The sequence below is a fragment of the Entomomonas moraniae genome, assembly GCF_003991975.1.
Taxonomy (GTDB): domain Bacteria; phylum Pseudomonadota; class Gammaproteobacteria; order Pseudomonadales; family Pseudomonadaceae; genus Entomomonas; species Entomomonas moraniae.
On the sequence record NZ_CP029822.1, the window covers coordinates 1,352,956 to 1,377,896 of the forward strand.

The following is a 24,941-nucleotide window of genomic DNA, read 5'->3' on the forward strand; positions in this document are numbered from 1 at the left end:
TGTTATGCATACGCATAACAGCATTAACTCTCTACACAATATAACTAAATTATTCATTTAATTAAGCTTTTATTTTTATGAGGGATTACCTTTTTTGATTGTTTAACTGTAGATACTAGTCAAATAATAAAGCATTTAGAATCTCTAAAGAAATCTTGGAGAAATATTTTAAAGACAACATCCTTTAATTTTCTAGATATACTCAATAAAAAAAACACCTAGAGTTGTCAATGAGCCTAGAAATTCATACAAAAAGGACTATCCGACACCCCATAATGCAATTCAAATTAGATTATGAATGATTGATGATGTCTTCTTGTTGGAGGATCTTATTGCGGCTAAAGCCATTAAACCATTAAAAAATTCAGTTACCAAGGCCGTCAAGCAACACAAAGGTGATGTTGTTAAAAAAATTAGCCAGAAGGTTAAAAGCACATCTAGCACTAAGGTAACAACAGAATCAAAGATAACCCTTAAAAATGCTGGCTTGGATAAAACTGTATTAAATCATTTGATTGGTCACGCGATTGCTAAGTACCGTAAGCAAACAGCGTTTTCACAATAGCAGTTAGCCGAGGCGTTAGGTATTGGTTATGAGGCCGTTTCACGGATGGAGCGTGGGGTGGTTATTCCAACAGTAGACCACTTGATTGAAATTGCTGAGATTGTGAATTGTCCTGTGACTGACCTTTTAAATCAAAGCAGTCCTCGCCCCTCGGATGAGGTAGTGCATTTACATCAGTTGTTATCTTATCTCTCTCGTGAAAATAAGCAATGCCTCATGCAGCAAATTGAGCTGTGGGTGAGTAAACTTAAATAATGATGAGCTTACTCATCTGCTGAAAACTTTGCCTGATAGTGCGTTTTAAGTTGGTGTATCATCTCTTTCTGATGTTCTTTAATATCCTTTGACTCCCATGAAGCCTTTTGAAAAATTTTCCATAGTTTTAATGAGTCAATAGCCCCACACTTATCAAAAAGTATTTTCTTTTCTAAAAATAATTTATCACCATAAGAGGAATTTTGGCTAGTATTAAGTAGGGCTAAATTACCAAATGAGTCTAAATCACCATCAAATAAATGATATTCAGTTTCGGGCGTTTGTGGAAAGACATGCTCAATAGAATTTTTAGAGCTGATTCAGTATTTACTTTCTTTTTCATTTTTATCATTGTTAGAAGCCAAATCTGCTCCACTTTCAGTATTTTCTCTTTAGTATTTTTCAACTATACATATTCCAATTTTTGAAACCAATAGTGGCTAAAACCTGTACCATGATCTGAATTTAAATAACCTTCTATGACTTGCCAAGGTTCTAATGCTATGTGTTCATTTTTTGCCAAAGCAAAACTAATACGCTGCTGAGTTTCAGCAGCTCTTGCTTCTTGACTCTTTGTAATAGAGTAACGAGGAACAGAGAGTTTATTATCTATCTCTTCAAGCTTATCCAGCAGATTTTCATTACTACACTCTTTACTGACTTGCATAGCCCTGTAAAGATAAGGGGTTAACCAAAACTGGCTATTACGTTCACTGGTAAAATAACAAACAGCTTGTAACATAGCTAACTCATCAAACTGCTAAAAGCTACTTATCAGTTAGGATATTACGCCCAAAAACTAAAAGAGGCTATTGTGTCAGTATCGGGAAACTCGAAATAGGGTCACTGACTGGAGAAACCATAAATTAGCGAATAACTGGAACACCCACATGTGGTATTTAAAAGCAACATTCACGCATGACGTTGATAATTTTTACTAATATTGAGTATTAATCCTTTCTCCAAAATGGACATTGCAACGCTGAAAAATCGTAAATAAACCTTAACATCAGCAAAACTTACACAAGCTAGGCTATTTCGAGAGGGAATGAAATCGGAGGAGGCAAAGGGTATATTATATCATGTTTGATTTTGGCAAACTATTCCTCATCATTCCCCTTGCCAAAAACACGTAGTCCTTTACGATCATCATTTTTAATAACATACACCCCCTGCCAGATAGATTTATCAAAGAAATGATCTAATTGCCTTTGTTAAGTCATTTGGTGGTTCGCTAGGATACTTCCCTAACCTGCCTCTGTAAAATTTAAGAATCGTGATAACAATGTAAAGCAGCATAACGTGGAATTAGAAAAACATAAAGAGGATGTGAAAAAGATAGCAGCCGTAAATTGGAATGAGCACCAAGCAAATTTGGAGGCGTTTGTCAAAACAAAAACCGAAAAGTAATTAGTGCAGTGATAATTGAAAGGTTAGTGGTATTTTTTATTAGGCCAAGACCAAAGATGTAAAATTTAGTTACTATTAAATTTATTCTAATGAGATGCAACAGATGTTAATTTAAGCTAAGCATGAATAGCATACTAAACCCCTACAAAAAACAAAACCCATTGATTTCTCAATGGGTTTTGTTTTTCCTATGGCGGAGAGGGGGGGATTCGAACCCCCGATACCCTTTTGAGGTATGCTCCCTTAGCAGGGGAGTGCCTTCGGCCTCTCGGCCACCTCTCCATAACTGGTGGCGTATCCTAACCTTTTTTTAAGCATTTGGAAAGTAAAATTTTCATTTTTTTACTTTTACTCTGATTCTTTACCTGAGTCTGCTTGATTCTTTTCTTTTTGAATGCGTTGATAAATTTCTTCACGATGCACAGCTACTTCTTTAGGTGCACTCACACCGATTCTAACTTGATTACCTTTAACGCCCAATACGGTGATATTCACATCATCGCCGACCATTAAAGCCTCTCCAACTTTACGGGTTAAAATTAACATTCCCTATCTCCTCACAAGTACTTCTAGGATGTAAACTAAAAATATAGCATTTTGAAAAATGCTATAAACCTTTATATAAAATCTTACCTAATCTAATGTTTTTTCTGGAGCGTCTAGTTCAAATGCTGTATGCAATGACCTAACCGCCAACTCCAAATATTTTTCTTGAATCAATACAGAAATTTTAATTTCTGATGTTGATATCATAAGAATATTAATGCCTTCTTTGGCTAAAACCTCAAACATACGGCTAGCAACACCTGCATGAGAACGCATCCCTACACCAACAATAGATACTTTTGCAATATCAAGATTACCTGCTACTTCACGTGCAGATATTTTCTTGGCTGTTTCATTTAAGATATCAAGAGCAGACTGATAGTCACTACGAGATACTGTAAACGTAAAATCAGTTGTGCCATCGCGTGAGATATTTTGAATTATCATATCCACTTCAATATTTGCAGCACTAATAGGACCTAAAATATTAGAGGCCACTCCTGGAGTATCTGGGACTCCACGAATTGTTAGTTTAGCCTCATCACGACTAAAAGCTATTCCAGAAATAATAGGTTGTTCCACAGAAACCTCTTCATCAATTGTAATAAGGGTACCATTCCCTTCTTTAAAACTATGTAATACACGTAGTGGGACGTTGTATTTACCTGCAAACTCAACAGAACGAATCTGTAAAACTTTTGAGCCTAAACTAGCCATTTCTAGCATTTCTTCAAAAGTAATTTTATCTAATCTTTTTGCTTTGGGAGCAACTCTGGGGTCCGTAGTGTAAACGCCATCGACATCAGTATAAATCTGACACTCATCTGCCTTTAATGCAGCGGCTAAAGCAACGCCTGTTGTATCAGATCCACCACGCCCTAATGTTGTTATATCGCCATATTCATTTACACCCTGGAAACCGGCTACAACAACAACTTTCCCCTCTTTTAAATCTGCCTTTATGCGATGCTCATCAATACTAAGGATACGTGCTTTTGTATGAGCACTATCTGTTTGGATACGAACTTGAGCACCTGTATAAGATTTTGCAGGAATACCCAACTCCTCTAATGCCATACACAAAAGAGCAATAGTAACTTGCTCTCCTGTAGATACCATCATATCCAACTCTCTCAAATTTGGTCGGTTTGAAACTTGCTTTGCTAGACCTATTAGGCGGTTAGTTTCACCACTCATAGCAGACAAAACAATAACCAAATCAATACCATTCTCTCTAAACTTTTTAACTTTTTGTGCTACTTGCTGAATTCTTTCTACTGAACCAACAGAAGTACCACCAAATTTCTGTACAATTAATGTCATAATATTAATGGCCTAAAACTATTGTGCAATTATCCTAAAGTATCTTCTACATAAGTCGCAATTGATGCTAATGCATCATCTATCTTCGCAACACGCGTGCCACTACCTTGTGCCATGGTTGGTCGACCACCACCTTTACCCTCTATAGCCACACAAGCTAGCTTTATTAAATCCCCTGCTTTTAATTTATTAGAAAGGTCTTCTGTCACACCAGCAACAAGAAGAGCTTTACCTTCATGCTCACTCGCTAATAAAATAATAGCGGAACCTAATTTATTTTTAAGTTGGTCTAGCAAGACTAATAATGCTTTATTATCTTGATTATCAACTTTAACTGATAATGTTTTTATCCCTTTTATTTCTTTAACTTGAGAGGCTAAATCATTACCTGCTGATGAGGCCAACTTAAGTTTCAACTGCTCAATATCTCTTTCTAGCTGACGAGAATGATCAATCACCCCTCTCAGTTTTTCAAAGAACGTCTCTTTAGTCCCTTTAAGTAACTGAGCAGCCTGTTTCAAATCATTATCTGCTTCAGTTAAGTGGTTAAACGCCACCTCTCCGGTCATTGCTTCAATACGTCTTACTCCTGAAGCAATACCTGTTTCATTAATAATTTTAAATACACCTATATCACCCGTACGTTCAGCGTGAGTACCACCACAGAGCTCTATGGAGAAACCGTTCCCCATCGAAAGGACTCGAACTTCATCTCCATATTTCTCACCAAATAAAGCCATCGCACCCATTTCCTTTGCAGTATCAATATTGGTTGTTTTGGTTTGAACTTGTGTATTTAAACGAATTTGATCATTAACAATTTTTTCTAACTCAGCGATCTGTTTAGGTGATAATGCTTCAAAATGGCTAAAATCAAAACGTAGTCGTTGGCTATCGACTAAAGAACCTTTTTGATGGACATGATCACCCAAAACTTTTCTTAATGCGGCATGCAAGAGATGTGTAGCTGAGTGATTTAAAGCCGTTGCTTTACGCACATTAATATCGACAACAGCTTTGAGAGACATTCCCGAGTGAATATTTCCACGCACTAATTTACCATGGTGTAAAAAAGCTTGCTTAACTTTAGTTACATCAGTTACTTCAAACCGTACATCATCTGAAAATAGATAGCCAGAATCACCACATTGACCACCTGACTCAGCATAAAAAGGTGTTTTATTTAAGATGATACTGGCCTCATCACCCTCTTTTAACTCATCAACAATCTCGTTATCTTTGATCAAAGTAACAATATTGCCTTCATCTGCTAAATAATCATACCCTGTAAACTCTGTTAGGGTATCCACTTTCAAAAGGCTATTGTAATCAACCGTGAATTGGCTAGCTGATTTTGCACGTGCTTGCTGCTCTTTCATTAGTAATTGAAAGCCGTCTTCATCTAAAACAAGCGATCTTTCTCGTGCGATATCATTGGTTAAATCAACAGGAAAACCGTAAGTATCATAAAGTTTGAAAATCACTTCACCTGGAATGATATTGTTTTCTAAATTAGCTAGATCTTGCTCTAAAATACGTAGCCCCTGCTCGAGGGTTTTTGCAAATTGTTCTTCTTCTGTTTTCAAGACACGTTCAATATGCGCTTGATTTTCAAGTAACTCAGGATAGGCTACTGACATTTCAGCAACGAGTGCTGAAACAATTTTGTAGAAAAAGGCTCCAGTCGCGCCTAATTTATTACCATGTCGGCATGCACGTCGAATAATACGGCGTAAAACATAACCACGCCCCTCATTAGATGGGAGGACACCATCAGCAATTAAAAAACTGCAAGAACGGATATGATCAGCCACCACTTTTAAAGATGGATTATTATCATGGGCACAACCAATAGCTTTTGCAGCAGCCTTTAATAATTGTTGAAATGAGTCAATTTCATAATTTGAATGTACATGTTGCATAACCGCACTAATACGTTCTAAGCCCATTCCAGTATCAACGCTTGGCGCAGGAAGTGGATGTAGTACGCCATCCGCTGTCCGATTAAACTGCATGAAAACGACATTCCAAATCTCTATATAGCGGTCACCATCTTCTTCAGCTGAACCTGGCACGCCTCCCCATATGTCGGCACCATGGTCATAAAAAATTTCAGTACAAGGGCCACAAGGGCCAGTATCACCCATGGTCCAGAAGTTATCAGAGGCGTATGGTGCACCTTTATTATCACCGATACGAATCATTCGCTCTTCGGGGATGCCTATCTGTTTTGTCCAAATATCATAAGCTTCATTATCTTCTTGATAGACCGTTACCCAAAGCTTTTCTTTAGGTAAGCTGAGCCATTGCGCAGAAGTTAAAAACTCCCATGCGTAGCTAATAGCATCTTTTTTGAAATAATCACCAAAGCTAAAGTTACCAAGCATCTCAAAAAAAGTATGATGGCGTGCAGTATAACCCACATTTTCTAAATCATTATGTTTACCACCAGCTCTTACACATTTTTGGCTAGTGGTTGCACGTGAGTAGGCACGCTTTTCACCACCAAGGAAACAGTCCTTAAACTGGTTCATCCCCGCATTGGTAAAAAGTAAGGTAGGATCATTTTGTGGCACTAATGAACTTGAAGAAACTCGAGTATGTCCTTTTCCCTCAAAGAACCGTAAATAAGCCTCACGAATTTCTGCACTCTTCATAAACAATTCCATAATTTATAGTTACTGCTAAACAATTAAATAATAACGTTATTAGTAATATTTTAGTTAATAATTTCTGTAAACAACACCACGATGAACAGCCCCGTTTTGTCAAAATAAAACAGAGCACATATACAAATAAAAATTAAGTTTATAAAAAACGATTTATTAAGCTAATATATTTTACGCAATCTTCTAATTCTACAAGATAAATAGCATTTTTTCAATAATACTTATTGCAACAATACCGAAAATACCCAAATACAAAAAACAAAAAACAAAAAACAAAAATTAGATCGAATCAATATATACTTTAAAAGACTTCATTTCTTAAGTTTGAATAGTTTATATGATAAATAGTTTTCTTATCAACTTTAAAGCTCATAGTCTATCTCTATAAATAATGAAACGCTCTACTACTTAATAATTAGTTCACTCCGCATTATGAACAAGATGTTTATTTTTCTGTTTTTAGCTATACTATTTGAAATACTAAAACTTGGTTATAACTATGTTGACCGATGACTTTGGAAGAACCATTGACTACCTAAGAATTTCTGTAACAGATCGCTGCGATCTACGTTGTAGCTATTGTATACCTAAAGGATTTAGGAATTTTGAAGTCCCCAAAAACTGGTTAACCTTTGATGAAATAAAACGAGTGGTCACTGCTTTTTCCAAGCTTGGTACCCGTCACTTTCGTTTAACGGGAGGAGAACCCCTGCTACGAAAGAACTTCACCGAGCTTGCCTATGATTTATCACAAATAACAGGTGTTGAAGACCTATCTGTAACAACCAATGGAACCCAACTCGCTAAATATGCTGATAGCTTATATAAAGCAGGTGTACAGCGCTTAAATGTTAGCCTCGACTCGCTACGCCAAGAATGCGTTGAAGAAATTAGCGGTTGCGATAGCCTCAATAAAGTACTAACAGGTTTAAAGGTCGCCAAAGAGGTAGGATTTGAAAAGATTAAGATCAACATGGTGCCCCTACCCAATCAAAATATCAATGATATTGAGAATATGATCGAGTTTTGTATAGAGCATCATTTCGTACTAAGATTAATTGAAGCGATGCCGATGGGAGTAACAGGACAAAATACTCAGTATGTTGATTTACAAAAAGTTATCACGGAACTTAAGACAAAGTTTAATTTAACGCCCAGTGTAAAGGTTATGGGAAGCGGCCCTGCAAGATACTGGCAAACACCTAACCAAGAGTTCTCTCTAGGATTGATTACACCGATGTCTCAACACTTTTGCGCTACGTGCAATCGTGTCAGATTATCCGTTGATGGAACACTTTATATGTGTTTAGGCCAAAATAACAGTATTCATTTACGGCCATTATTACGTGATAATTGCACAGATGAAGAATTAGAATCTACGATTAAACAGGCTATTAAACTAAAACCTGAAGCGCATAATTTTTTAGATAATCCTACACAAATCATACGCATCATGTCTGCTACTGGCGGCTAAAAAATTTATTGTTTAGGTCGAAAAGCTTTACAAACTTCAGGATTTGTCTCAATAAAAGGCCCACCGATTGCATCAACACACAAGGGTACAGCTGAAAAAATCCCATGTACAACAATTTCACCCTCTTTATTTCTTACGCCTTCGAGTGTTTCTTTTATTGCTGTAGGTCGACCGGGCAAATTAAGAATTAAGCTATTTTTACGAATAACCCCTAGTTGTCTTGATAATATAGCTGTAGGCACAAAATACAAACTTACCTGACGCATTTGTTCGCCAAAACCTGGCATCAATCTATCTGCCACAGCCAATGTAGCATCGGGCGTAACATCTCGAGGATACGGACCTGTCCCCCCTGTAGTTAAAATTAAACTACAGCCCTCTTTATCTGATAATTCGATTAATGTTTTTTCAATTAATGCTTGCTCATCAGGAATCAGATGCTCAATATATATTTTTGGATTAATAACGGCTGCATCTAACCATTCTTTTAAGCTAGGTAGCCCTTTATCTTCATAAACACCTTGGCTAGCACGATCACTAACTGATACTAAACCTATTTTTATTTGTTGCACAATTATTACACCTTATAGTCCAAACGATAAACTTTTATAAAGTCCCCTTTGCTAACAGCAGTTTCTGGAGGGACTTCAGCTAATGCATCAGCTTTAACGCAAGTGCTTAACATAGCAGAGCCCTGATTAGCCAATAATATTGCTTTGAATCCTTCTTCACTACTTATTAAGTTAACCCGCAAAAACTCTCGTCGAGATTGTAATTTAGAGATAGAAAAGTCTGCTTTCACCTGTACACTTCTAGGCTGTGCATTCTCTATAGTTTTTCCTGCTAATTTGCCTATAGCAGGAACGACTAACTGTTGAAAAGTAACCAAAGAACTAACAGGATTACCTGGCAACATAAAAATCTTTGTTGTGTTAATTTCGCCCCATGCAAAGGGCTTACCAGGCTTGATTGCTAGCTTCCAAAACACTAATTTTCCTAATTGTTCAATTGCCGCACGGACATGGTCCTCCTCACCGACTGACACGCCCCCAGAAGTAATAATAACATCAAAGTTTTGACTAGCTTTACGAAGTGCTTGCTCTGTTTTCTCTTGATTATCAGGCAAAATACCACCATCCGTAATTTGATGGGCTGATTGCTTTAACCAACTGAGTAATAAATAGCGATTGGCATCGTATATTTTACCATCAACTAACGGCTGACAAGGTTCAAGTACTTCATTGCCTGTTGAAAACACACAAATTGTTAAGGGTTTAAAAACACGAACCGTTGCATAACCTTGGCTCGCTAGCATAGCAATCATCGCTGGGGTCAAACATTGCTTAGCAGACAATAGGCACGTCCCTTTAGCCAACTCTTCCCCTTGAAAACGAATATTCTGCCCTTGCTTGACAGTTTTACTAATCTTTAGAACACCATTTTCTACCTGTGTGTTCTCCTGCAAAACAACAGTAGTTGTCCCTCGAGGGATAGGAGCACCTGTAAAAATACGTGCTGCCTGACCAGTTGCTAACACAGTATCTGCGGCCGAAGCACCTGCTGCAATTCGATCAACAATGTGCCACTGCTGATAGTCTTCTACATCTCCGCCTAAAGCATAGCCATCCATCGCTGAGTTATCAAATAATGGGGCATCATGCTTCACCATAACATCTTCTGCTAAAACTAAACCGACTGCCTCTAGCAGAGGTCTATCTTCAACATCTATGAGGGCAAGCTCCGTCAACAGCGTTTGTAAAGCATCGTAGTAATCTAACATCACAACCTCTTATTGATACTGTGCTAATGTTTCTAAGTAATTTATATTGGTAAACGCAAGCTCATCATCAAACATAACCTTGATAGTGCGATGGCTAAATAACCAAGATTTTATGCTAAGTTTACCTTGTTCTAAATGATCAAATAGCCGATGATTAATGGAAGTCTTACACAGAAAAATACTAGGGTGATCGCAAAACGCAGTTGCTGCGTAAGCAATTTCATTTTCTGGGTGACTTAATAGGGCTTGTTTTAACGTGGCAACTAAGTCTGAAGGGATAAAAGGTGTGTCACAGGGAACGACTTGCATAAACCTAACATTTCCATCAATTTGTTGTGAGGCCGTTAATATCCCAGCCAAAGGTCCTTTGCCAACACTAGTAGATAAATCTTTATAAACATCAGGAACTAATGTTTGATACATCTCTATATCTTCATTAGCACTGATAACAATCTTATCTACTTGTGGTGATAACCGCTCTAAAATATGTTGTACTAAACTTTTTCCCTGTAATGTTAACAATCCCTTATTACGGCGACCAACACGTTGCCCTTCTCCACCAGCAAGAATAAGACCTACTGTTATATCATCTGTGTTCATTTACTATCCCAACGCTGTTTCTGCAAAGTATCAGATGATTTTGCCTCAACCCAGCCTGAGCGTCCATCTTGAAAATATTCTTTTTTCCAAAAAGGAGCTTCTGTTTTTAAATAATCCATAATAAACTCGGCCGCTTGAAAGGCTTCTTTGCGATGCCTCGCAGAAACCATAACCAATACAATAGGATCTCCTACTGCCAAGTCTCCCACACGATGAATAACACGACAATTTGTAAATTGCCAACGTGTTTGAGCCTGCTTAATAATACGTTCTATTTCTTGCTCGGTTATTCCTGGAAAATGCTCTAAATGTAAATAATCTAAACGGGGCTCTTGGTCATAGCCGCGAACAACACCTTTAAAAGTAACAATCGCACCACAATGCCCTGATGATGCTTCAAGTTTTATTTCTTCATCATTACTATTAAAGCCATCTGTTTGCACAGCCACATAAATCATACTAGCCTCCTGTGACAGGTGGCAATATAGCAATTTCATCACCATCATTTAACAAAACAGATTGATATATTATTTGCTGATTCACCACCAGCCTAAATATATTTTTATCAGATAATGTTTCGGCCCATAGCTCATCGCGTTTGCGCAAAACGGATAAAAGATCATCTGTACTACCGCTTTGCCAAACCAATTCCTCTTCACACAAGCTTAATGTGTCTTTAAATGAACCAAAATAACGAATTTTAATCATAATATTTACTGTACATAGCTATCTGTGGTGTTTAGCATACTGCTATACTGATCACTTAACAACTCCCCATTGATACTATCAAACTAGCTATATTGGTTAATTGTTACGCTTATTTTGACATGCTAATTTTACAATTTTAATAGGAAAAGTCTATGACAAAGCTGACCCATTTTGATGATGCAGGCCAAGCACACATGGTCGATATCGCAGAAAAGCAAGAAACAAAACGTCAAGCCATTGCCACTGGAACCATCCAACTATCGCCAGAAGCTTTTAAGTTACTAGGGCACAACGCCAGCAAAAAAGGTGATGTACTTGGCATAGCGAGAATTGCCGCTATACAGGGTGCTAAACAAACCTCTACACTAATACCTCTTTGTCACCCTTTGGCACTGACTAAAGTCAGCGTCGAATTTGAACCTGATGAGGCCAGTTCATGCTTACATATACAAGTCACCACTGAAACAGTAGGAAAAACAGGAGTAGAAATGGAAGCTTTAACAGCGGTTTCAGCTGGGCTTCTCACTGTTTACGATATGCTAAAAGCAGTAGATAAGAGCATGGAAATACACAATATACGCCTACTAAAAAAACAAGGTGGTAAAAGTGGTTTATGGCAAGCCAACACATAATTTAATAGAAAGTACCTCAAGGAAACATAGCCTCTCGACTAAACTGCTTGTTTCTGTCATTTTATGGGTCGTTGGTGCACTCATAGTGACAGGATATGCATTGGCTTTTTTATGGCAGCTCGAAAGCGGTGGTATTGCTATCAACCAAGCGGGGAGCTTAAGAATGCGCGTTTATCACATGGTCGTCATTTTGGAGCAACCAAATAATCAAGCGCAACTACAACAAGAAAAAGAACATTTTTCTTATATATTACATAACCTTAAAATGACTGACAGCAGTACTCTTTTACTTTCTCAGTCCCCTGCAATTGAATCGCAAATTTTACAAGTTAATCAGAGTTGGACACAGCAAATCTTACCGCTTATTGATGAATTGAGCCAAACACACCAAAAAATTTCATCAGAGGAACTAAAGACCATAGATCAATTTGTTAATGATATTGACAAACTTGTTAAATTGATGGAAACAAAAAATACACAACACATTTCTTGGCTACGCTTTATACAGAGTATTCTAATCATCATGGTTGTGTTTTCAGCCTTTACTGCTATTTATTTATTATATCGATTAGTAATCGCACCTCTTGTGATATTACAAGAAGGAATTACACAACTCAGCCTAGGTAATCTCTCAAAACGTATTACACTAGCCAGAAAAGATGAGTTTGGTGTTGTCTCTATCGGCTTTAATGAGATGGCGAAAAATTTAGAAGATCTCTACAACAATTTAGAGCAAAAAGTCAGTGAAAAAACAGCAGAACTAGAAAAAAATAACCACGAATTATCATCACTTTATAGTATGAGCTCATTTCTACATGAGTCTCACACCGAAGAGGTCATGACAAAAGGCTTTTTGAAACACATTATTAATATCAGTCGAGCCAATGCGGGCAGTATTAGATTATTAGATAAAACTAATAATCGCTTAAACTACGTAGCCAGCCTAGGGTTACCTGATGAACTATTCACCACCCCTGAGTGCAGCTCAATCAATGGCTGCTTCTGTGGAACGATAGCCACACAAGAAAGCAATAATGCAACAGCCATTAACTTATCAGCAAATGCATCAAATGTAACCTACTGTATTAAAAAACTATTTGAACACCTTATTGTTTTTCACATCAAACATAATAACAATAGCATAGGTGTCATGACGTTATATTATAAAGATCCTCAGGCTATATTATCCCCCCAAACAACCCATTTAATTGAGATCCTAACCGATCAATTAGCAGTAGCATTAGAAAACCAACAGCTTGTCTTAAGTGATAAGCATCTAGCCGTTATGGAAGAACGAAACCTTATGGCTCAAGGCTTACACGACAGTATTGCGCAGTCATTATCTTTTTTAAACCTACAAGTACAAATGCTACAAACAGCATTAGCTCATAATGAAACAAAACAAATAGAGCAAACCGTTAACTTTATTCAACAAGGTATTCAAGAGTGCTATGATGATGTACGAGAACTTTTACTAAACTTTAGAGTACGCCTCGATAAAAAAGAAACCTTTAGAGATGTTGTTCAAAAGCTTTTAGATCGTTTCAAGACGCAAACGAAAATAGACGTTAATATTAACCGTTCCGGTAATGGCCCTTCTCTAAATCAAGAACAAGAACTGCAAGTTATTTTCATTTTACAAGAAGCACTGTCGAATATCCGAAAACATGCACAATGCACTGAAGTTAATCTTAATATCATCTATGATGATTATTTCGCAATGTCTATTTCTGATAACGGTTGTGGTTTTGAAAAAGAAGAAATAGAGAAAAAGAAAACTCGCCATGTGGGGCTTTCCATCATGTCAGAACGTGCAGCGCAAATTTCAGCGACAATTGATATAAGCTCTGAGCTTAATCGTGGAACAACCATTCTGTTAACTATTCCAAAAGAACAACGAGGCGTTTTATGACCGCATCTAAAATTAAAATTTTACTGATCGATGACCATACTTTATTTCGTAGTGGCCTCCGTTTTTTATTGGAAACTCAAGATGATTTTGAAATCATTGGAGAAGCATCCGATGGGTTGGAAGGTATAAAACTTGCAGAATCTATTCATCCCGATGTCGTCTTACTCGATCTTGATATGCCAACTATGGGCGGACGAGAAGCTTTACCACAACTGCTTAGCACGCAACCAGAACTTGCTGTACTTATTCTTACCGTATCAGAAAATACCAATGACTTAACAGAGTGTATGCGTATCGGCGCTAGAGGCTATTTATTAAAAAACATTAATACTGATTTTTTATTAAACAGTATTCGTAAAGCCGTGGATGGTGATAGCGTACTTTCTCCTGAAATGACCACAAAGCTAGTCAACCAGCTACGCGCCCCGATAGTGCCAGAAAATCATGATGCACTTTATGAGACACTTACCCCCAGAGAGAAAGAAACATTAACATGGCTAACTAAGGGGGTGAGTAATAAAGAAATTGCTAGGGCTCTGGATTTAACAGAAAGCACAGTCAAAGTACATGTTCAGAATTTATTACGAAAACTCAACCTTCACAGCCGTGTACAAGCAGCCGTTTATGCGATTGAACACGGTTTAGATAAAGAATAACTAGTGTGATTTACCACAAACATGGCAGGCAGGATTACGCGTAAATTTAACAGGATAAAACTGTGAATGGTAAGCATCATAATTTAAAAGTGTGCCGATGGCAGTCTTTCCCGTTTCCGCAATTAGCTTTAATGCTTCAGCCGCTTGCATAGAACCAATGATCCCGACCAAGGGAGCAAAAACACCCGAAGTCGTACAAGTCTCCTGTTCTATATCATCTCCATCAAATAGACAAGCATAACAAGGTGAATTAGATTGCCGCGGATCAAAGACACTCAACTGCCCATCAAAGCGAATTGCTGAGCCAAAAACCAATGGAGTCTTTGTGATCACAGAGGCTTTATTGATTGCTTTACGTGTTAAAAAATTATCTGTACAGTCAACAATCACATGATGAGCACGCGACAAAGCTATCAAATCATCCAACGCTACACGCTGGACTAATGTATCAACCTTTACCTCTTTGTTTTGCTGCGTAATATGCTGTGCCATCACTTCTGCTTTAAACAAACCAATATCTTGCTCATTATAATGGGTTTGTCGTTGTAGATTAGAAGACTCTATTTTATCGTGATCAACAATAGTTAACTGACCGACTCCGGATGCCGCTAACAAAGGAATAACCGCGCTTCCTAACCCACCACAACCAATAACCAAAACCTTACTATTAAGTATTTTTTGCTGACCTTGTATATCTAACTGTGGTAATAAAATATGGCGGCTGTACCGTAATAATTGCTGATCATTCATAAAACAATTCTCTTGTTCGCTATTTTTATAATTTACTCAAAAAAAACTGAAATGGCTACTTTTAATAAGACTCACCGACAACTAAGCCAAAATAACTAGATACCACATAAACCTAATGATCTAAACCAACTGAGCTTCTGACCAATTGGAAATAACGCTTTAATCACTTAATGTGTACAAAGTAAATTTTAATATCCGGTGGTTTCATATGATAAGAGAAAGTTACAAACCTTACGCAGTTCTTACCTCAAGCACGATAGCATTTACCGTCTGCTTTATGATTTGGATGATGTTTGCGGTTATTGGTGTTCCCCTTCAAAAACAACTTAATCTCACAGAAACCCAGTTCGGTATTTTAACAGCATTACCTGTTCTGTCAGGTTCTCTTATTCGTGTTCCACTTGGAATATGGACAGATCGTTTTGGTGGAAGAATCGTTTTTTTCATTTTAATGATGAGTTGTGTTATTCCCATTTTCTTACTGCAATATGCAACCGCTTATTGGCAATTATTGGTCATTGGTTTATTTGTGGGTTTAGCGGGTGGTTCGTTTTCTGTAGGAACTCCCTATGTTGCCCGTTGGTTCACAAGTAAACGCCAAGGCCTCGCCATGGGAATTTTTGGTGCAGGTAACGCAGGCGCAGCGGTTAATAAATTAATCGCCCCCACGATAGTGGCTTTTTGGGGTTGGCAAATGGTTGCCAATGTGTATGCCATTGTTATGCTAGTTACTGCGATGTTATTTTTTACTTTTAGTTACAGTAAACCTGAGCATATTGTTCCTTCTACCATTACTTTAAAACAACAATTAGCTATGATGAAAAACCCAGCAGTTTTACGTTATTGCCAATATTATTCTGTTGTTTTTGGAGGCTATGTAGGTTTATCACTATGGATGGTTCACTACTACGTTGCCGAATATGGTTTTAGCTTAACTACAGCCGCATTTTTAGCTGCTTGTTTCTCTTTACCTGGCGGTGTATTACGAGCATTTGGTGGTTGGTTATCCGATAAATACGGTGCTTATAAAATTACTTGGTCTGTTATGTGGGTTTGCTTAGTTGTATTTTTTATTCTCTCCTACCCTCAAACCAAAATGCTGATTACCACCGTAACACCAGAACAACCATTAAGCTTGAATATTGGTATTAATGCATTTTGGTTTACGGTACTGCTTTTCTTTGCAGGGATTGCAATGGCCATCGGAAAGGCATCTGTTTTTAAATTTATCTCTGATGAGTTTCCTGAAAATATCGGCACAGTATCTGGTGTTGTTGGTCTTGCAGGTGGGCTAGGTGGTTTCCTACTCCCTATCATGTTTGGCGCTCTAGTTGATTTAACAGGTATTCGCTCTACTTCTTTTATGCTGCTCTTTGGAGCGGTGGTTGTCAGTTTAATCTGGATGCATTTCTCATTTAAAGCAATGCAAATTGAAAACATACAAAAAGCTCAAAATTTAGCTAACAAATAGGAAATATAAAATGTCTAAACTACTTAAAGAATGGACACCTGAAGATCCAAAGTTTTGGAAAGAACAGGGCCGTTCAATTGCTAGGAGAAATCTATGGATTTCTATACCTGGGTTATTATTAGCCTTCGTTGTCTGGCAATTATGGAGTGTTGTTGTTGTTTACTTGCCACGAGTAGGTTTTAACTATACTCCTAATGAACTGATGTGGTTAACTGCTCTACCAGCTTTATCAGGTGCAACACTACGAATTTTTTACTCATTTATGGTACCTATTTTTGGCGGTAGACGTTGGACTGCTATATCAACTGCAACTCTGTTGATTCCTACTATTGGGCTGGGTATTTGCATTCAAGATCCAACCACAAGTTTTACCACGATGGCGATCTTAGCGCTACTATGTGGTTTTGGTGGTGCAAACTTTAGCTCATCCATGGCTAATATTGGTTATTTTTTCCCAAAGGCAGAAAAAGGCAGTGCAACAGGATTAAATGCAGGGTTAGGTAATCTAGGTGTATCGGCGGTACAATTTATCGTGCCTCTTGTTGTTGGTGTTGGGATTTTTGGGGCATTGGGTGGCCTACCTCAAACATGGACACACGACAATCAAACCACTTCATTATGGTTACAAAATGCGGGCTATATTTGGGTTCCTTTTATTGCCTTAGTGGTTGTTTTTGCTTGGTTTGGAATGAATGATATTGCTTCTGCAAAAGCGTCACTGTCAGATCAATTCACTATTTTCAAACGTAAACATAACTGGATTATGTGCTGGCTGTATGTAGGTACATTTGGATCATTTATTGGTTTTTCTGCCGCATTACCATTACTAATTAAACATGAATTTCCTACAGTTAATCCGCTAACCTATGCATTTATAGGCCCATTATTAGGTTCTATATTCCGTGTATTAGGTGGAATACTTTCTGATAAAATAGGCGGTGCAAGGGTTACACAATGGAGCTTTGTAGCCATGATTCTTTGTGTTTTTTCTATTCTTTATTTTCTACCAGAAAAAGGCCAAGGAGGTAGTTTTGCAGGTTTTTTAATTAGCTTCTTAGTACTTTTTGTTTTTGTTGGTCTTGGTAATGGATCTACCTTTGCTCAAGTGCCTAATATTTTTATCCAATTTCACAAACGCATAGCAAAAGGTAAAGACGAAGAAGCACAAAAACACGCAATGCTTAATGCAAACAAAGAATCTGGTGCAGTACTAGGCTTTATTGGTGCCATAGGTGGGTATGGCGGTTTTATTGTTCCTAGAATTAATGGGATATCTATTGACCTAACAGGTTCTATTACCTTAGCGTTTTATTACTTTATTGCTTTCTACATTACTTGTGTATTGGTCAACTGGTGGTTCTACGCTCGTAAAAATGCAGAAGCGCCATGTTAATAAAAGAACAAAATAGATTAAAAAAAATCCGTGATTAGGAGATATTATGAGCCATTTACTTGATCGTTTAAATTTCTTTGGGAAGGTGAAAAGCACCTTCTCCGATGGCCATGGTGCTGTCGTTAAAGAAGATAGAAAATGGGAAGATGCTTACCGCCAACGTTGGCAACAAGATAAAATTGTTCGCTCAACCCATGGTGTTAACTGTACAGGTTCTTGCAGTTGGAAAGTTTATGTAAAAAATGGACTAATTACTTGGGAAACCCAACAAACAGATTACCCACGTACTCGTCCTGACCTACCCAACCATGAACCTCGTGGTTGTCCTCGTGGCGCATCCTATAGTTGGTATGTTTACTCCGCACAACGGGTTAAATACCCTATGTTACGTGGGCAAATGGCTAAACTATGGCGCGAAGTTAGAAAAACTAAAGACCCAATTGCTGCTTGGGAATACATTAGCCAAACCCCAGAAATTGCAAAATCTTATAAGTCACGCCGTGGTCTTGGTGGTTTTGTTCGTTCAACATGGGATGAAGTAAACGAAATTATTGCTGCTGCTAATAATTTTACAGTTAAAAAATTTGGTCCTGACCGTGTTATTGGATTCTCCCCTATTCCAGCCATGTCAATGATCAGCTATGCATCAGGTTCACGTTACCTTTCACTGATTGGTGGTGTACCACTTTCCTTCTACGATTGGTATTGTGACCTTCCTCCTGCAAGCCCTCAAGTATGGGGAGAACAAACAGACGTTGCCGAATCAGCAGACTGGTATAACTCAACTTATTTAATGGTTTGGGGCTCAAACGTTCCAATGACTCGTACCCCTGATGCACACTTCTATACTGAAGTTCGTTATAAAGGGACTAAAACCGTTGCTGTTTCCTCTGATTTTGGTGAAATGGCCAAATTTGGTGATATCTGGTTAGCACCAAAGCAAGGAACTGATGCTGCACTGGCCATGGCAATGGGACATGTAATTTTTAAAGAGTTCCATTTAGATAACCCATCACAATACTTTACTGATTATTGCCGTCAATACACTGACATGCCAATGCTTGTTATGTTAAAAGAAAAAGATGGCAAATATATTCCTGATTATTTCTTACGAGCTAGTCATTTAGCCAACAACCTCAATGAACAAAACAACCCTGATTGGAAAACATTGGTTATTGATGAAAAAACAGGCAATATTACAGCACCAAAAGGGTCTATTGGTTTCCGCTGGGGCGAGTCTGGTAAATGGAACTTACTTGAACAAGATGCTAACGGCCAAGCCATTCAAGCACAGCTTTCTTTACTCAATAAGCGCGATCAAGAAACACCGGTTGCTTTTAGTTACTTTGCTGGCGATCAGCATAGTGAAGAAGTTATCCGCAATGTACCGACCAAAACCATTACTTTAGCCGATGGCACTCAAGCTGTTGTTACGACCGTATTTGATTTAATGGCAGCCAATTATGGTATTGACCGTGGTTTGGGCGGTGGAAATGTTGCTAAAGACTATATGGATGACATTCCCTACACCCCTAAGTGGCAACAAAAGCACACAGGTGTAAAACCAGAAATGGTTATTCAAGTCGCTCGTGAATTTGCCAACAATGCCGACAAAACTCATGGTAAGAGCATGGTCATCGTCGGTGCTGCATTAAACCACTGGTATCACATGGATATGACTTATCGTGGCATCATTAACATGCTGATGATGTGTGGTTGTATTGGACAAAGTGGTGGTGGTTGGGCGCACTATGTAGGGCAAGAAAAATTACGCCCTCAAACAGGTTGGGCTCCTCTAGCATTTGGTTTAGATTGGCAACGCCCTGCTCGCCAAATGAATGGAACATCTTTCTTCTATGCACACACCAGCCAATGGCGCCATGAAAAACTAGGGGTTAATGAGATTCTTGCGCCTAATGCTGACAGTGAACTTACCAAAATGTCACTGATTGATTTCAATGCAAAATCTGAGCGCATGGGATGGTTACCCTCAGCACCACAACTGGCCACTAACCCATTGGAAATAACAAAACAAGCAGCAGAAAAAGGCCAAGATGCTGTTCAGTATGCTGTAGATGGTTTGAAAGATGGCTCATTAGATATGTCCTGTAATGATCCAGATAACCCTGCCAACTTCCCCCGTAATATGTTTGTATGGCGTTCTAATATTTTAGGTTCATCTGGTAAAGGGCACGAATATTTCTTAAAATACCTCTTAGGAACACAAAATGCTTTAATCAGTAATGAAGAAGACGGCATTAAACCTAAAGAAATTAAGGTTCGCCCTGCGGCTGAAGGCAAACTTGACTTACTCGTTGTTTTAGATTTCCGCATGTCTACTACCTGCTTATATGCAGATATCGTACTACCTACAGCAACATGGTATGAAAAAGACGATTTAAACACCTCAGACATGCATCCTTTCATCCATCCATTAAGTGAAGCTGTACAACCTTTGTGGCAAAGCAAAAGCGATTGGGAAATCTACAAAGGTATTGCTAAGAAATTTTCTGAGTTAGGTAAAGATTACCTAGGGGTTCAAAAAGACTTAGTGTTAACTCCTTTAATGCACGATACACCTCAAGAACTTGGTCAAGCATTTGATGCTAAAGACTGGAAACATGGCGAATGTGACCCTATCCCTGGAAAAACCATGCCTGCCATGACCGTTGTCGAGCGTGATTATGGTGCGATTTATGATAAGTTCACCTCTATTGGCCCATTACTTGAAAAATTAGGTAATGGTGGTAAAGGGATTAATTGGGAGACTAAGCACGAAGTTGATGTACTGCGTGGCCTCAATCATACAGTTACTGACGGTACCGCCAAAGGCCAGCCAAAACTCAATACAGCCATTGACGCAGCTGAAATGATTTTAACTTTAGCACCTGAAACTAATGGTCACATTGCGGTTAAAGCATGGGGGGCATTGTCGAAAATTACAGGGCTTGATCATACTCACTTAGCTAAACCACGTGAACATGACACAATTCGCTTTAGAGATGTTCAAGCACAACCTCGCAAGATCATTTCCTCGCCTACGTGGTCAGGCTTAGAAAGTGAAGAAGTTAGCTATAATGCTGGCTATACCAATGTTCATGAGTGTATCCCATGGCGTACAATCACAGGCCGCCAGCAATTCTACCAAGACCATCAATGGATGCGTAACTTTGGTGAAGAACTCTGCGTTTATAAACCAGCCGTTGATTTAAAAACAACCAAAAAAGTGCTTAATCAGCATGGTAACGGTAACCCTGAAATTACGCTTAATTTCTTAACACCACATCAAAAATGGGGCATTCACAGTACTTACTCTGATAATTTAAGAATGTTAACCCTTTCGCGTGGTGGCCCTCACGTGTGGATATCAGAAATCGATGCACAAAAAGCGGGTATTGTTGATAACGACTGGATCGAGGTTTTCAATGTCAATGGAACATTAACAGCTCGTGCGGTTGTCAGCCAACGTATTCCTGAGGGAATGACACTGATGTACCACGCACAAGAAAAAATTGTCAATGTTCCTGGCGCAGAAGTATCAGGCAAACGTGGTGGTATTCATAACTCGGTGACTCGTGCAGTACTCAAACCAACGCATATGATCGGTGGATATGCACAACTCTCTTATGGCTTTAACTACTATGGCACTGTAGGCTCAAACCGTGATGAGTTTGTGGTTGTCAGAAAAATGAAGAAAGTTGAATGGTTAGAAGAAACTGACACTGTACAACAACCTAAGATCGAGTTATAAGAGGATTAGCTGATGAAAATTAGAGCACAAATCGGCATGGTATTAAACCTTGATAAATGTATCGGTTGTCATACCTGCTCAGTTACTTGTAAAAACGTATGGACTAGCCGGGATGGTGTAGAGTACGCATGGTTCAATAACGTTGAAACAAAACCGGGGATTGGTTACCCAAAAGAATGGGAAAACCAAGAAAAATACAAAGGTGGTTGGGATTTAAAAAATGGAAAACTACAACCTAAACAAGGTGGTAAGTTAAAAATTTTAGGCAATATTTTTGCCAATCCAAATTTACCACAAATTGATGAGTATTATGAACCGTTCACCTATGATTACGAACGCCTTCAAAATGCTCCTGATGTAAAAACCCCACCAACTGCACGCCCTGTTTCTGTGTTAACAGGCAAGAAGATGGAAAAAATTGAATGGGGTCCCAATTGGGAAGATGACTTAGGCGGTGAGTTTAAAAAACGTGCCAAAGATATGCTATTTGAAGGTATTCAAAAAGAAATTCACTCCACCTTTGAAAACACTTTCATGATGTATTTACCACGCCTTTGTGAGCATTGCTTGAATCCTGCTTGTGTGGCAAGCTGCCCATCAGGCTCTATTTATAAGCGCGAAGATGATGGTATCGTCCTCATTGACCAAGACAAATGCCGTGGTTGGCGTATGTGTATTTCAGGCTGTCCTTATAAAAAGATTTACTACAACTGGACATCAGGTAAAGCTGAAAAATGTATTTTCTGCTACCCTCGCATTGAAGGTGGGCAACCAACCGTTTGTTCAGAAACCTGTGTAGGGCGTATTCGTTACCTCGGTGTAATGCTTTATGATGCCGATAAGATAGAACAAGCTGCTTCCGTTGAAAACACACAAGATCTTTATCAATCACAACTTGATCTGTTCCTAGATCCTAATGACCCTGAAGTAATTGCGGAAGCACTTAAACAAGGTATTTCACAAAGCTGGTTAGACGCAGCTAAAAACTCACCTGTTTATAAAATGGCGATGCAATGGAAAGTGGCCTTCCCCCTTCACCCTGAATACCGTACTTTACCGATGGTTTGGTATATTCCACCTCTATCACCTATTCAATCAGCGATGGAGAATGGCATAATTGGTGAAAATGGTATTATTCCTGATGTAAAAGACTTGCGTATTCCTTTGCGTTACCTTGCGAATCTATTAACCGCAGGCAAAGAAGAACCGATACTCAAAGCATTAGAAACCATGGTAGCCATGCGTCGCTATATGCGCGGTAAATCAGTAGAAAAACAAGCAGATTTAAGTGCATTAGAAAATACTCACTTAACACCTGAGCAAGTAGACGAAATGTATCAAGTCATGGCAATTGCTAACTACGAAGACCGATTTGTTATTCCTAGCTCTCATAAAGAAATGGTGGAAAACACCTTTGAAGGCAAAGCCTCTTGTGGTTTTAGCTTTGGTAATGGCTGTTCTAATGGTGAAAGCAAAGGAAGTTTATTTGGTCGTAACCCAAAAGCAACTCCTATTATTTTCTCTGATGCAATGCAAGACAGAGAAATGAACCAAAATAAAGAGAGTAATAGCTAATGAATATTTATAAAATATTATCTGTATTACTCTGTTACCCAGAACAAGAGCTAATCGATAGCGTTCCCGCTATCGGACAGATCTTATCTGAACTTCAAGTAAACAATGAGTATGTACAGCCATTATTAACAGAGCTAGCAACAAATGACCTCATTACGTTACAAGAAAACTATGTGCAAACCTTTGACCGCACACCAACGCAATCACTGCATCTTTTTGAGCACATTCATGGTGAAGATCGTATTCGAGGCCAAGCCATGGTGGACTTGATGCAAGAGTATCAAAATGATGGTTTTGAAGTAACTGCTAACGAATTACCCGATTATTTACCTCTATTTTTAGAGTATTTAGCAGTTTGCGAAACAAAAAAAGCAACAGAGCTTTTAGGTGAAGCAATTGACGTTATTGGTCATATTGAAAGTAAACTTTCTACCAATAACTCCACTTATACGGGTATTTTTAAGCAACTCATCAGCTTATCACCGACTCAACCTAAACCTTTAATTACGCCCCCCATACGGGATATGGACGAGGCCTTAGAAAAATTTGGCCCAAGTTCAGAAGGAGTAGAACCTCTTTTACAGTTAAATACTTCTAGCGCCTGTATCACCTGTGAATCTTCTGCGAGGCAAGTAAAATGAATTACATTGATAAATTTGTATTTGGTATTTATCCCTATATAGCCCTAACAATTTTTATTGTAGGTTGTTTAGTACGTTTTGAACGTGAACAATACTCATGGAAAAGTGAGTCAAGCCAACTTCTTTATTGTGGTTATTTACGATTAGGTAATATTCTATTTCACATTGGTATTTTAGGTTTATTTTTTGGCCACCTTGTTGGTTTATTAACCCCTGTAGCTGTTTGGGATACATTAGGTGTTAGTCATTCATTTAAACAAATGACAGCCATGATCGCCGGTGGCATTATGGGGAGCATGGCATTGATAGGCTTAATTATCATCATTCATCGCCGCTTTACCAATGCACGGTTGCTAGCTAATAGTACTTGGCGTGATAAATTAGTACTAATTTGGTTACTGATTACACTACTCTTAGGTTTAACAACCATTCATGTTTCAGCTCAACACCGCGATGGGCATGAAATGGTATTGCTCATGACATGGGCACAACACATTGTTACCTTCCGTGGCGATGCTGCTGGTTATATCATGAATGCATCCAGTATTTTTAAACTACATATCTTCATGGGTATGACGCTATTTGTTATTTTCCCTTTTACTCGACTAGTGCACGTGTTTAGTGGTTTTGCCGCTGTCACTTATTTGACTCGTGCATGGCAACTTGTAAGACCTCGTAGTTAATACCTAAAAGCCACCCTCCTGAGGGGTGGCTTTTTTAAATGTCTCTCTATAAAAATTGTAGCCATCGTGCAGTGTATTATTTTTACCCAATAAGTTAACGTCTCATTATAATCTTTTTAAAACGTGTTTCTCGTAAGCACAAAAGTA

General features: G+C 38.4%; 22 protein-coding genes, 1 tRNA gene and 1 pseudogene. 12 read left to right on the forward strand and 12 right to left on the reverse strand.

Annotated features, from left to right (window positions below; translation table 11 throughout):
* The first annotated feature begins 298 nt into the window (after window positions 1-298).
* Together DM558_RS15800 and DM558_RS15805 are read left to right on the forward strand one after the other, a co-directional pair.
* Complete coding sequence (locus tag DM558_RS15800) at window positions 299-565, forward strand: hypothetical protein (RefSeq protein ID WP_228411835.1); 267 nt, start codon at window positions 299-301, stop codon at window positions 563-565.
* Between the two features lie 12 nt (window positions 566-577).
* A pseudogene (locus DM558_RS15805) lies at window positions 578-820 on the forward strand (helix-turn-helix domain-containing protein); the annotation flags it as partial.
* A gap of 8 nt (window positions 821-828) precedes the next feature.
* Here DM558_RS15805 and DM558_RS16025 read toward each other — a convergent pair.
* From DM558_RS16025 to alaS, 6 genes are all read right to left on the reverse strand, one after another.
* Window positions 829-1,140: an HNH endonuclease family protein gene (locus tag DM558_RS16025; RefSeq protein ID WP_127164833.1), complete on the reverse strand. Its 312-nt coding sequence runs from the start codon at window positions 1,138-1,140 to the stop codon at window positions 829-831.
* An 86-nt stretch (window positions 1,141-1,226) separates the two neighbouring features.
* The gene (locus DM558_RS06495) at window positions 1,227-1,562 is read right to left on the reverse strand and encodes a hypothetical protein (protein WP_127162821.1); all 336 of its coding nucleotides are present in this window, start codon (window positions 1,560-1,562) and stop codon (window positions 1,227-1,229) included.
* Window positions 1,563-2,421: 859 nt separating this feature from the next.
* Window positions 2,422-2,512 (reverse strand) — tRNA-Ser (locus tag DM558_RS06500).
* Window positions 2,513-2,578: 66 nt separating this feature from the next.
* Complete coding sequence (gene csrA, locus DM558_RS06505; protein WP_109702470.1) at window positions 2,579-2,776, reverse strand: carbon storage regulator CsrA; 198 nt, start codon at window positions 2,774-2,776, stop codon at window positions 2,579-2,581.
* A gap of 87 nt (window positions 2,777-2,863) precedes the next feature.
* Window positions 2,864-4,099 (reverse strand): aspartate kinase, encoded by a 1,236-nt coding sequence (locus DM558_RS06510; RefSeq protein WP_127162823.1) that lies wholly within the window; start codon window positions 4,097-4,099, stop codon window positions 2,864-2,866.
* A gap of 29 nt (window positions 4,100-4,128) precedes the next feature.
* On the reverse strand, window positions 4,129-6,756 hold the full coding sequence (gene alaS, locus DM558_RS06515) for an alanine--tRNA ligase (RefSeq protein ID WP_127162825.1): 2,628 nt from the start codon (window positions 6,754-6,756) through the stop codon (window positions 4,129-4,131).
* A gap of 511 nt (window positions 6,757-7,267) precedes the next feature.
* Between alaS and moaA the strand changes: the two genes are divergently transcribed.
* Entirely contained in the window at window positions 7,268-8,242 is a 975-nt protein-coding gene (gene moaA, locus DM558_RS06520) for a GTP 3',8-cyclase MoaA (protein ID WP_127162827.1), read from the forward strand.
* Between the two features lie 5 nt (window positions 8,243-8,247).
* Here moaA and mog read toward each other — a convergent pair whose 3' ends face one another.
* The 5 genes from mog to DM558_RS06545 are packed head-to-tail and all read right to left on the reverse strand — an operon-like array spanning window position 8,248 to window position 11,330.
* Window positions 8,248-8,814 carry a molybdopterin adenylyltransferase gene (mog, locus tag DM558_RS06525; protein ID WP_127162829.1) on the reverse strand — a complete coding sequence of 189 codons (567 nt, stop codon included), beginning with the start codon at window positions 8,812-8,814 and terminating at the stop codon, window positions 8,248-8,250.
* A gap of 5 nt (window positions 8,815-8,819) precedes the next feature.
* Window positions 8,820-10,022 carry a molybdopterin molybdotransferase MoeA gene (locus tag DM558_RS06530; protein WP_127162831.1) on the reverse strand — a complete coding sequence of 401 codons (1,203 nt, stop codon included), beginning with the start codon at window positions 10,020-10,022 and terminating at the stop codon, window positions 8,820-8,822.
* Between the two features lie 9 nt (window positions 10,023-10,031).
* Window positions 10,032-10,622, reverse strand: a complete 591-nt coding sequence (mobA, locus tag DM558_RS06535; protein ID WP_127162833.1) for a molybdenum cofactor guanylyltransferase MobA — start codon at window positions 10,620-10,622, stop codon at window positions 10,032-10,034.
* The gene (locus DM558_RS06540) at window positions 10,619-11,080 is read right to left on the reverse strand and encodes a molybdenum cofactor biosynthesis protein MoaE (RefSeq protein ID WP_127162835.1); all 462 of its coding nucleotides are present in this window, start codon (window positions 11,078-11,080) and stop codon (window positions 10,619-10,621) included. Before DM558_RS06540 ends, mobA begins: the two co-directional genes overlap by 4 nt.
* A gap of 1 nt (window position 11,081) precedes the next feature.
* A complete protein-coding gene (locus DM558_RS06545; RefSeq protein ID WP_127162837.1) occupies window positions 11,082-11,330 on the reverse strand; it encodes a MoaD/ThiS family protein in 249 nt (82 codons plus the stop codon).
* A 152-nt stretch (window positions 11,331-11,482) separates the two neighbouring features.
* Here DM558_RS06545 and moaC point away from each other — a divergent pair, with 152 nt between their 5' ends.
* From moaC to DM558_RS06560, 3 genes are read left to right on the forward strand one after another with little or no spacing between them, the layout of a single operon-like run.
* Entirely contained in the window at window positions 11,483-11,962 is a 480-nt protein-coding gene (gene moaC / locus DM558_RS06550; RefSeq protein WP_127162838.1) for a cyclic pyranopterin monophosphate synthase MoaC, read from the forward strand.
* Complete coding sequence (locus DM558_RS06555) at window positions 11,937-13,874, forward strand: histidine kinase (protein WP_164731368.1); 1,938 nt, start codon at window positions 11,937-11,939, stop codon at window positions 13,872-13,874. The genes moaC and DM558_RS06555 overlap by 26 nt, the downstream gene beginning before the upstream one ends.
* The gene (locus tag DM558_RS06560; RefSeq protein ID WP_127162842.1) at window positions 13,871-14,530 is read left to right on the forward strand and encodes a response regulator; all 660 of its coding nucleotides are present in this window, start codon (window positions 13,871-13,873) and stop codon (window positions 14,528-14,530) included. Before DM558_RS06555 ends, DM558_RS06560 begins: the two co-directional genes overlap by 4 nt.
* Here the strand turns inward: DM558_RS06560 and DM558_RS06565 are convergent, their stop codons facing one another.
* Window positions 14,531-15,280 (reverse strand): HesA/MoeB/ThiF family protein, encoded by a 750-nt coding sequence (locus DM558_RS06565; protein ID WP_127162844.1) that lies wholly within the window; start codon window positions 15,278-15,280, stop codon window positions 14,531-14,533.
* Between the two features lie 208 nt (window positions 15,281-15,488).
* Between DM558_RS06565 and DM558_RS06570 the strand changes: the two genes are divergently transcribed.
* Genes DM558_RS06570 through narI form a run of 6 tightly spaced genes read left to right on the forward strand, consistent with a single transcriptional unit; the run spans window position 15,489 to window position 24,794 of the window.
* On the forward strand, window positions 15,489-16,751 hold the full coding sequence (locus tag DM558_RS06570; protein ID WP_127162846.1) for an MFS transporter: 1,263 nt from the start codon (window positions 15,489-15,491) through the stop codon (window positions 16,749-16,751).
* A gap of 10 nt (window positions 16,752-16,761) precedes the next feature.
* Window positions 16,762-18,144 carry a NarK family nitrate/nitrite MFS transporter gene (locus DM558_RS06575; protein WP_127162848.1) on the forward strand — a complete coding sequence of 461 codons (1,383 nt, stop codon included), beginning with the start codon at window positions 16,762-16,764 and terminating at the stop codon, window positions 18,142-18,144.
* 46 nt (window positions 18,145-18,190) lie between these two features.
* Window positions 18,191-21,895, forward strand: coding sequence for a nitrate reductase subunit alpha (locus DM558_RS06580; protein WP_127162850.1), 3,705 nt, complete (start codon window positions 18,191-18,193; stop codon window positions 21,893-21,895).
* A gap of 12 nt (window positions 21,896-21,907) precedes the next feature.
* On the forward strand, window positions 21,908-23,470 hold the full coding sequence (narH, locus tag DM558_RS06585) for a nitrate reductase subunit beta (protein ID WP_127162852.1): 1,563 nt from the start codon (window positions 21,908-21,910) through the stop codon (window positions 23,468-23,470).
* Entirely contained in the window at window positions 23,470-24,111 is a 642-nt protein-coding gene (narJ, locus tag DM558_RS06590; RefSeq protein WP_127162854.1) for a nitrate reductase molybdenum cofactor assembly chaperone, read from the forward strand. The genes narH and narJ overlap by 1 nt, the downstream gene beginning before the upstream one ends.
* Window positions 24,108-24,794 (forward strand): respiratory nitrate reductase subunit gamma, encoded by a 687-nt coding sequence (narI, locus tag DM558_RS06595; RefSeq protein ID WP_127162856.1) that lies wholly within the window; start codon window positions 24,108-24,110, stop codon window positions 24,792-24,794. The genes narJ and narI overlap by 4 nt, the downstream gene beginning before the upstream one ends.
* Window positions 24,795-24,941 lie beyond the last annotated feature (147 nt).

Coding starts and splice junctions, on each gene's coding strand:
- DM558_RS15800 (WP_228411835.1), top strand. CDS start 299: ATGATTGATGATGTCTTCTTGTTGGAGGATCTTATTGCGGCTAAAGCC.
- DM558_RS06495 (WP_127162821.1), bottom strand. CDS start 1,562: ATGTTACAAGCTGTTTGTTATTTTACCAGTGAACGTAATAGCCAGTTT.
- csrA (WP_109702470.1), bottom strand. CDS start 2,776: ATGTTAATTTTAACCCGTAAAGTTGGAGAGGCTTTAATGGTCGGCGAT.
- DM558_RS06510 (WP_127162823.1), bottom strand. CDS start 4,099: ATGACATTAATTGTACAGAAATTTGGTGGTACTTCTGTTGGTTCAGTA.
- alaS (WP_127162825.1), bottom strand. CDS start 6,756: ATGAAGAGTGCAGAAATTCGTGAGGCTTATTTACGGTTCTTTGAGGGA.
- moaA (WP_127162827.1), top strand. CDS start 7,268: ATGTTGACCGATGACTTTGGAAGAACCATTGACTACCTAAGAATTTCT.
- DM558_RS06530 (WP_127162831.1), bottom strand. CDS start 10,022: ATGTTAGATTACTACGATGCTTTACAAACGCTGTTGACGGAGCTTGCC.
- mobA (WP_127162833.1), bottom strand. CDS start 10,622: ATGAACACAGATGATATAACAGTAGGTCTTATTCTTGCTGGTGGAGAA.
- DM558_RS06540 (WP_127162835.1), bottom strand. CDS start 11,080: ATGATTTATGTGGCTGTGCAAACAGATGGCTTTAATAGTAATGATGAA.
- DM558_RS06545 (WP_127162837.1), bottom strand. CDS start 11,330: ATGATTAAAATTCGTTATTTTGGTTCATTTAAAGACACATTAAGCTTG.
- moaC (WP_127162838.1), top strand. CDS start 11,483: ATGACAAAGCTGACCCATTTTGATGATGCAGGCCAAGCACACATGGTC.
- DM558_RS06560 (WP_127162842.1), top strand. CDS start 13,871: ATGACCGCATCTAAAATTAAAATTTTACTGATCGATGACCATACTTTA.
- DM558_RS06565 (WP_127162844.1), bottom strand. CDS start 15,280: ATGAATGATCAGCAATTATTACGGTACAGCCGCCATATTTTATTACCA.
- DM558_RS06570 (WP_127162846.1), top strand. CDS start 15,489: ATGATAAGAGAAAGTTACAAACCTTACGCAGTTCTTACCTCAAGCACG.
- DM558_RS06575 (WP_127162848.1), top strand. CDS start 16,762: ATGTCTAAACTACTTAAAGAATGGACACCTGAAGATCCAAAGTTTTGG.
- DM558_RS06580 (WP_127162850.1), top strand. CDS start 18,191: ATGAGCCATTTACTTGATCGTTTAAATTTCTTTGGGAAGGTGAAAAGC.
- narH (WP_127162852.1), top strand. CDS start 21,908: ATGAAAATTAGAGCACAAATCGGCATGGTATTAAACCTTGATAAATGT.
- narJ (WP_127162854.1), top strand. CDS start 23,470: ATGAATATTTATAAAATATTATCTGTATTACTCTGTTACCCAGAACAA.
- narI (WP_127162856.1), top strand. CDS start 24,108: ATGAATTACATTGATAAATTTGTATTTGGTATTTATCCCTATATAGCC.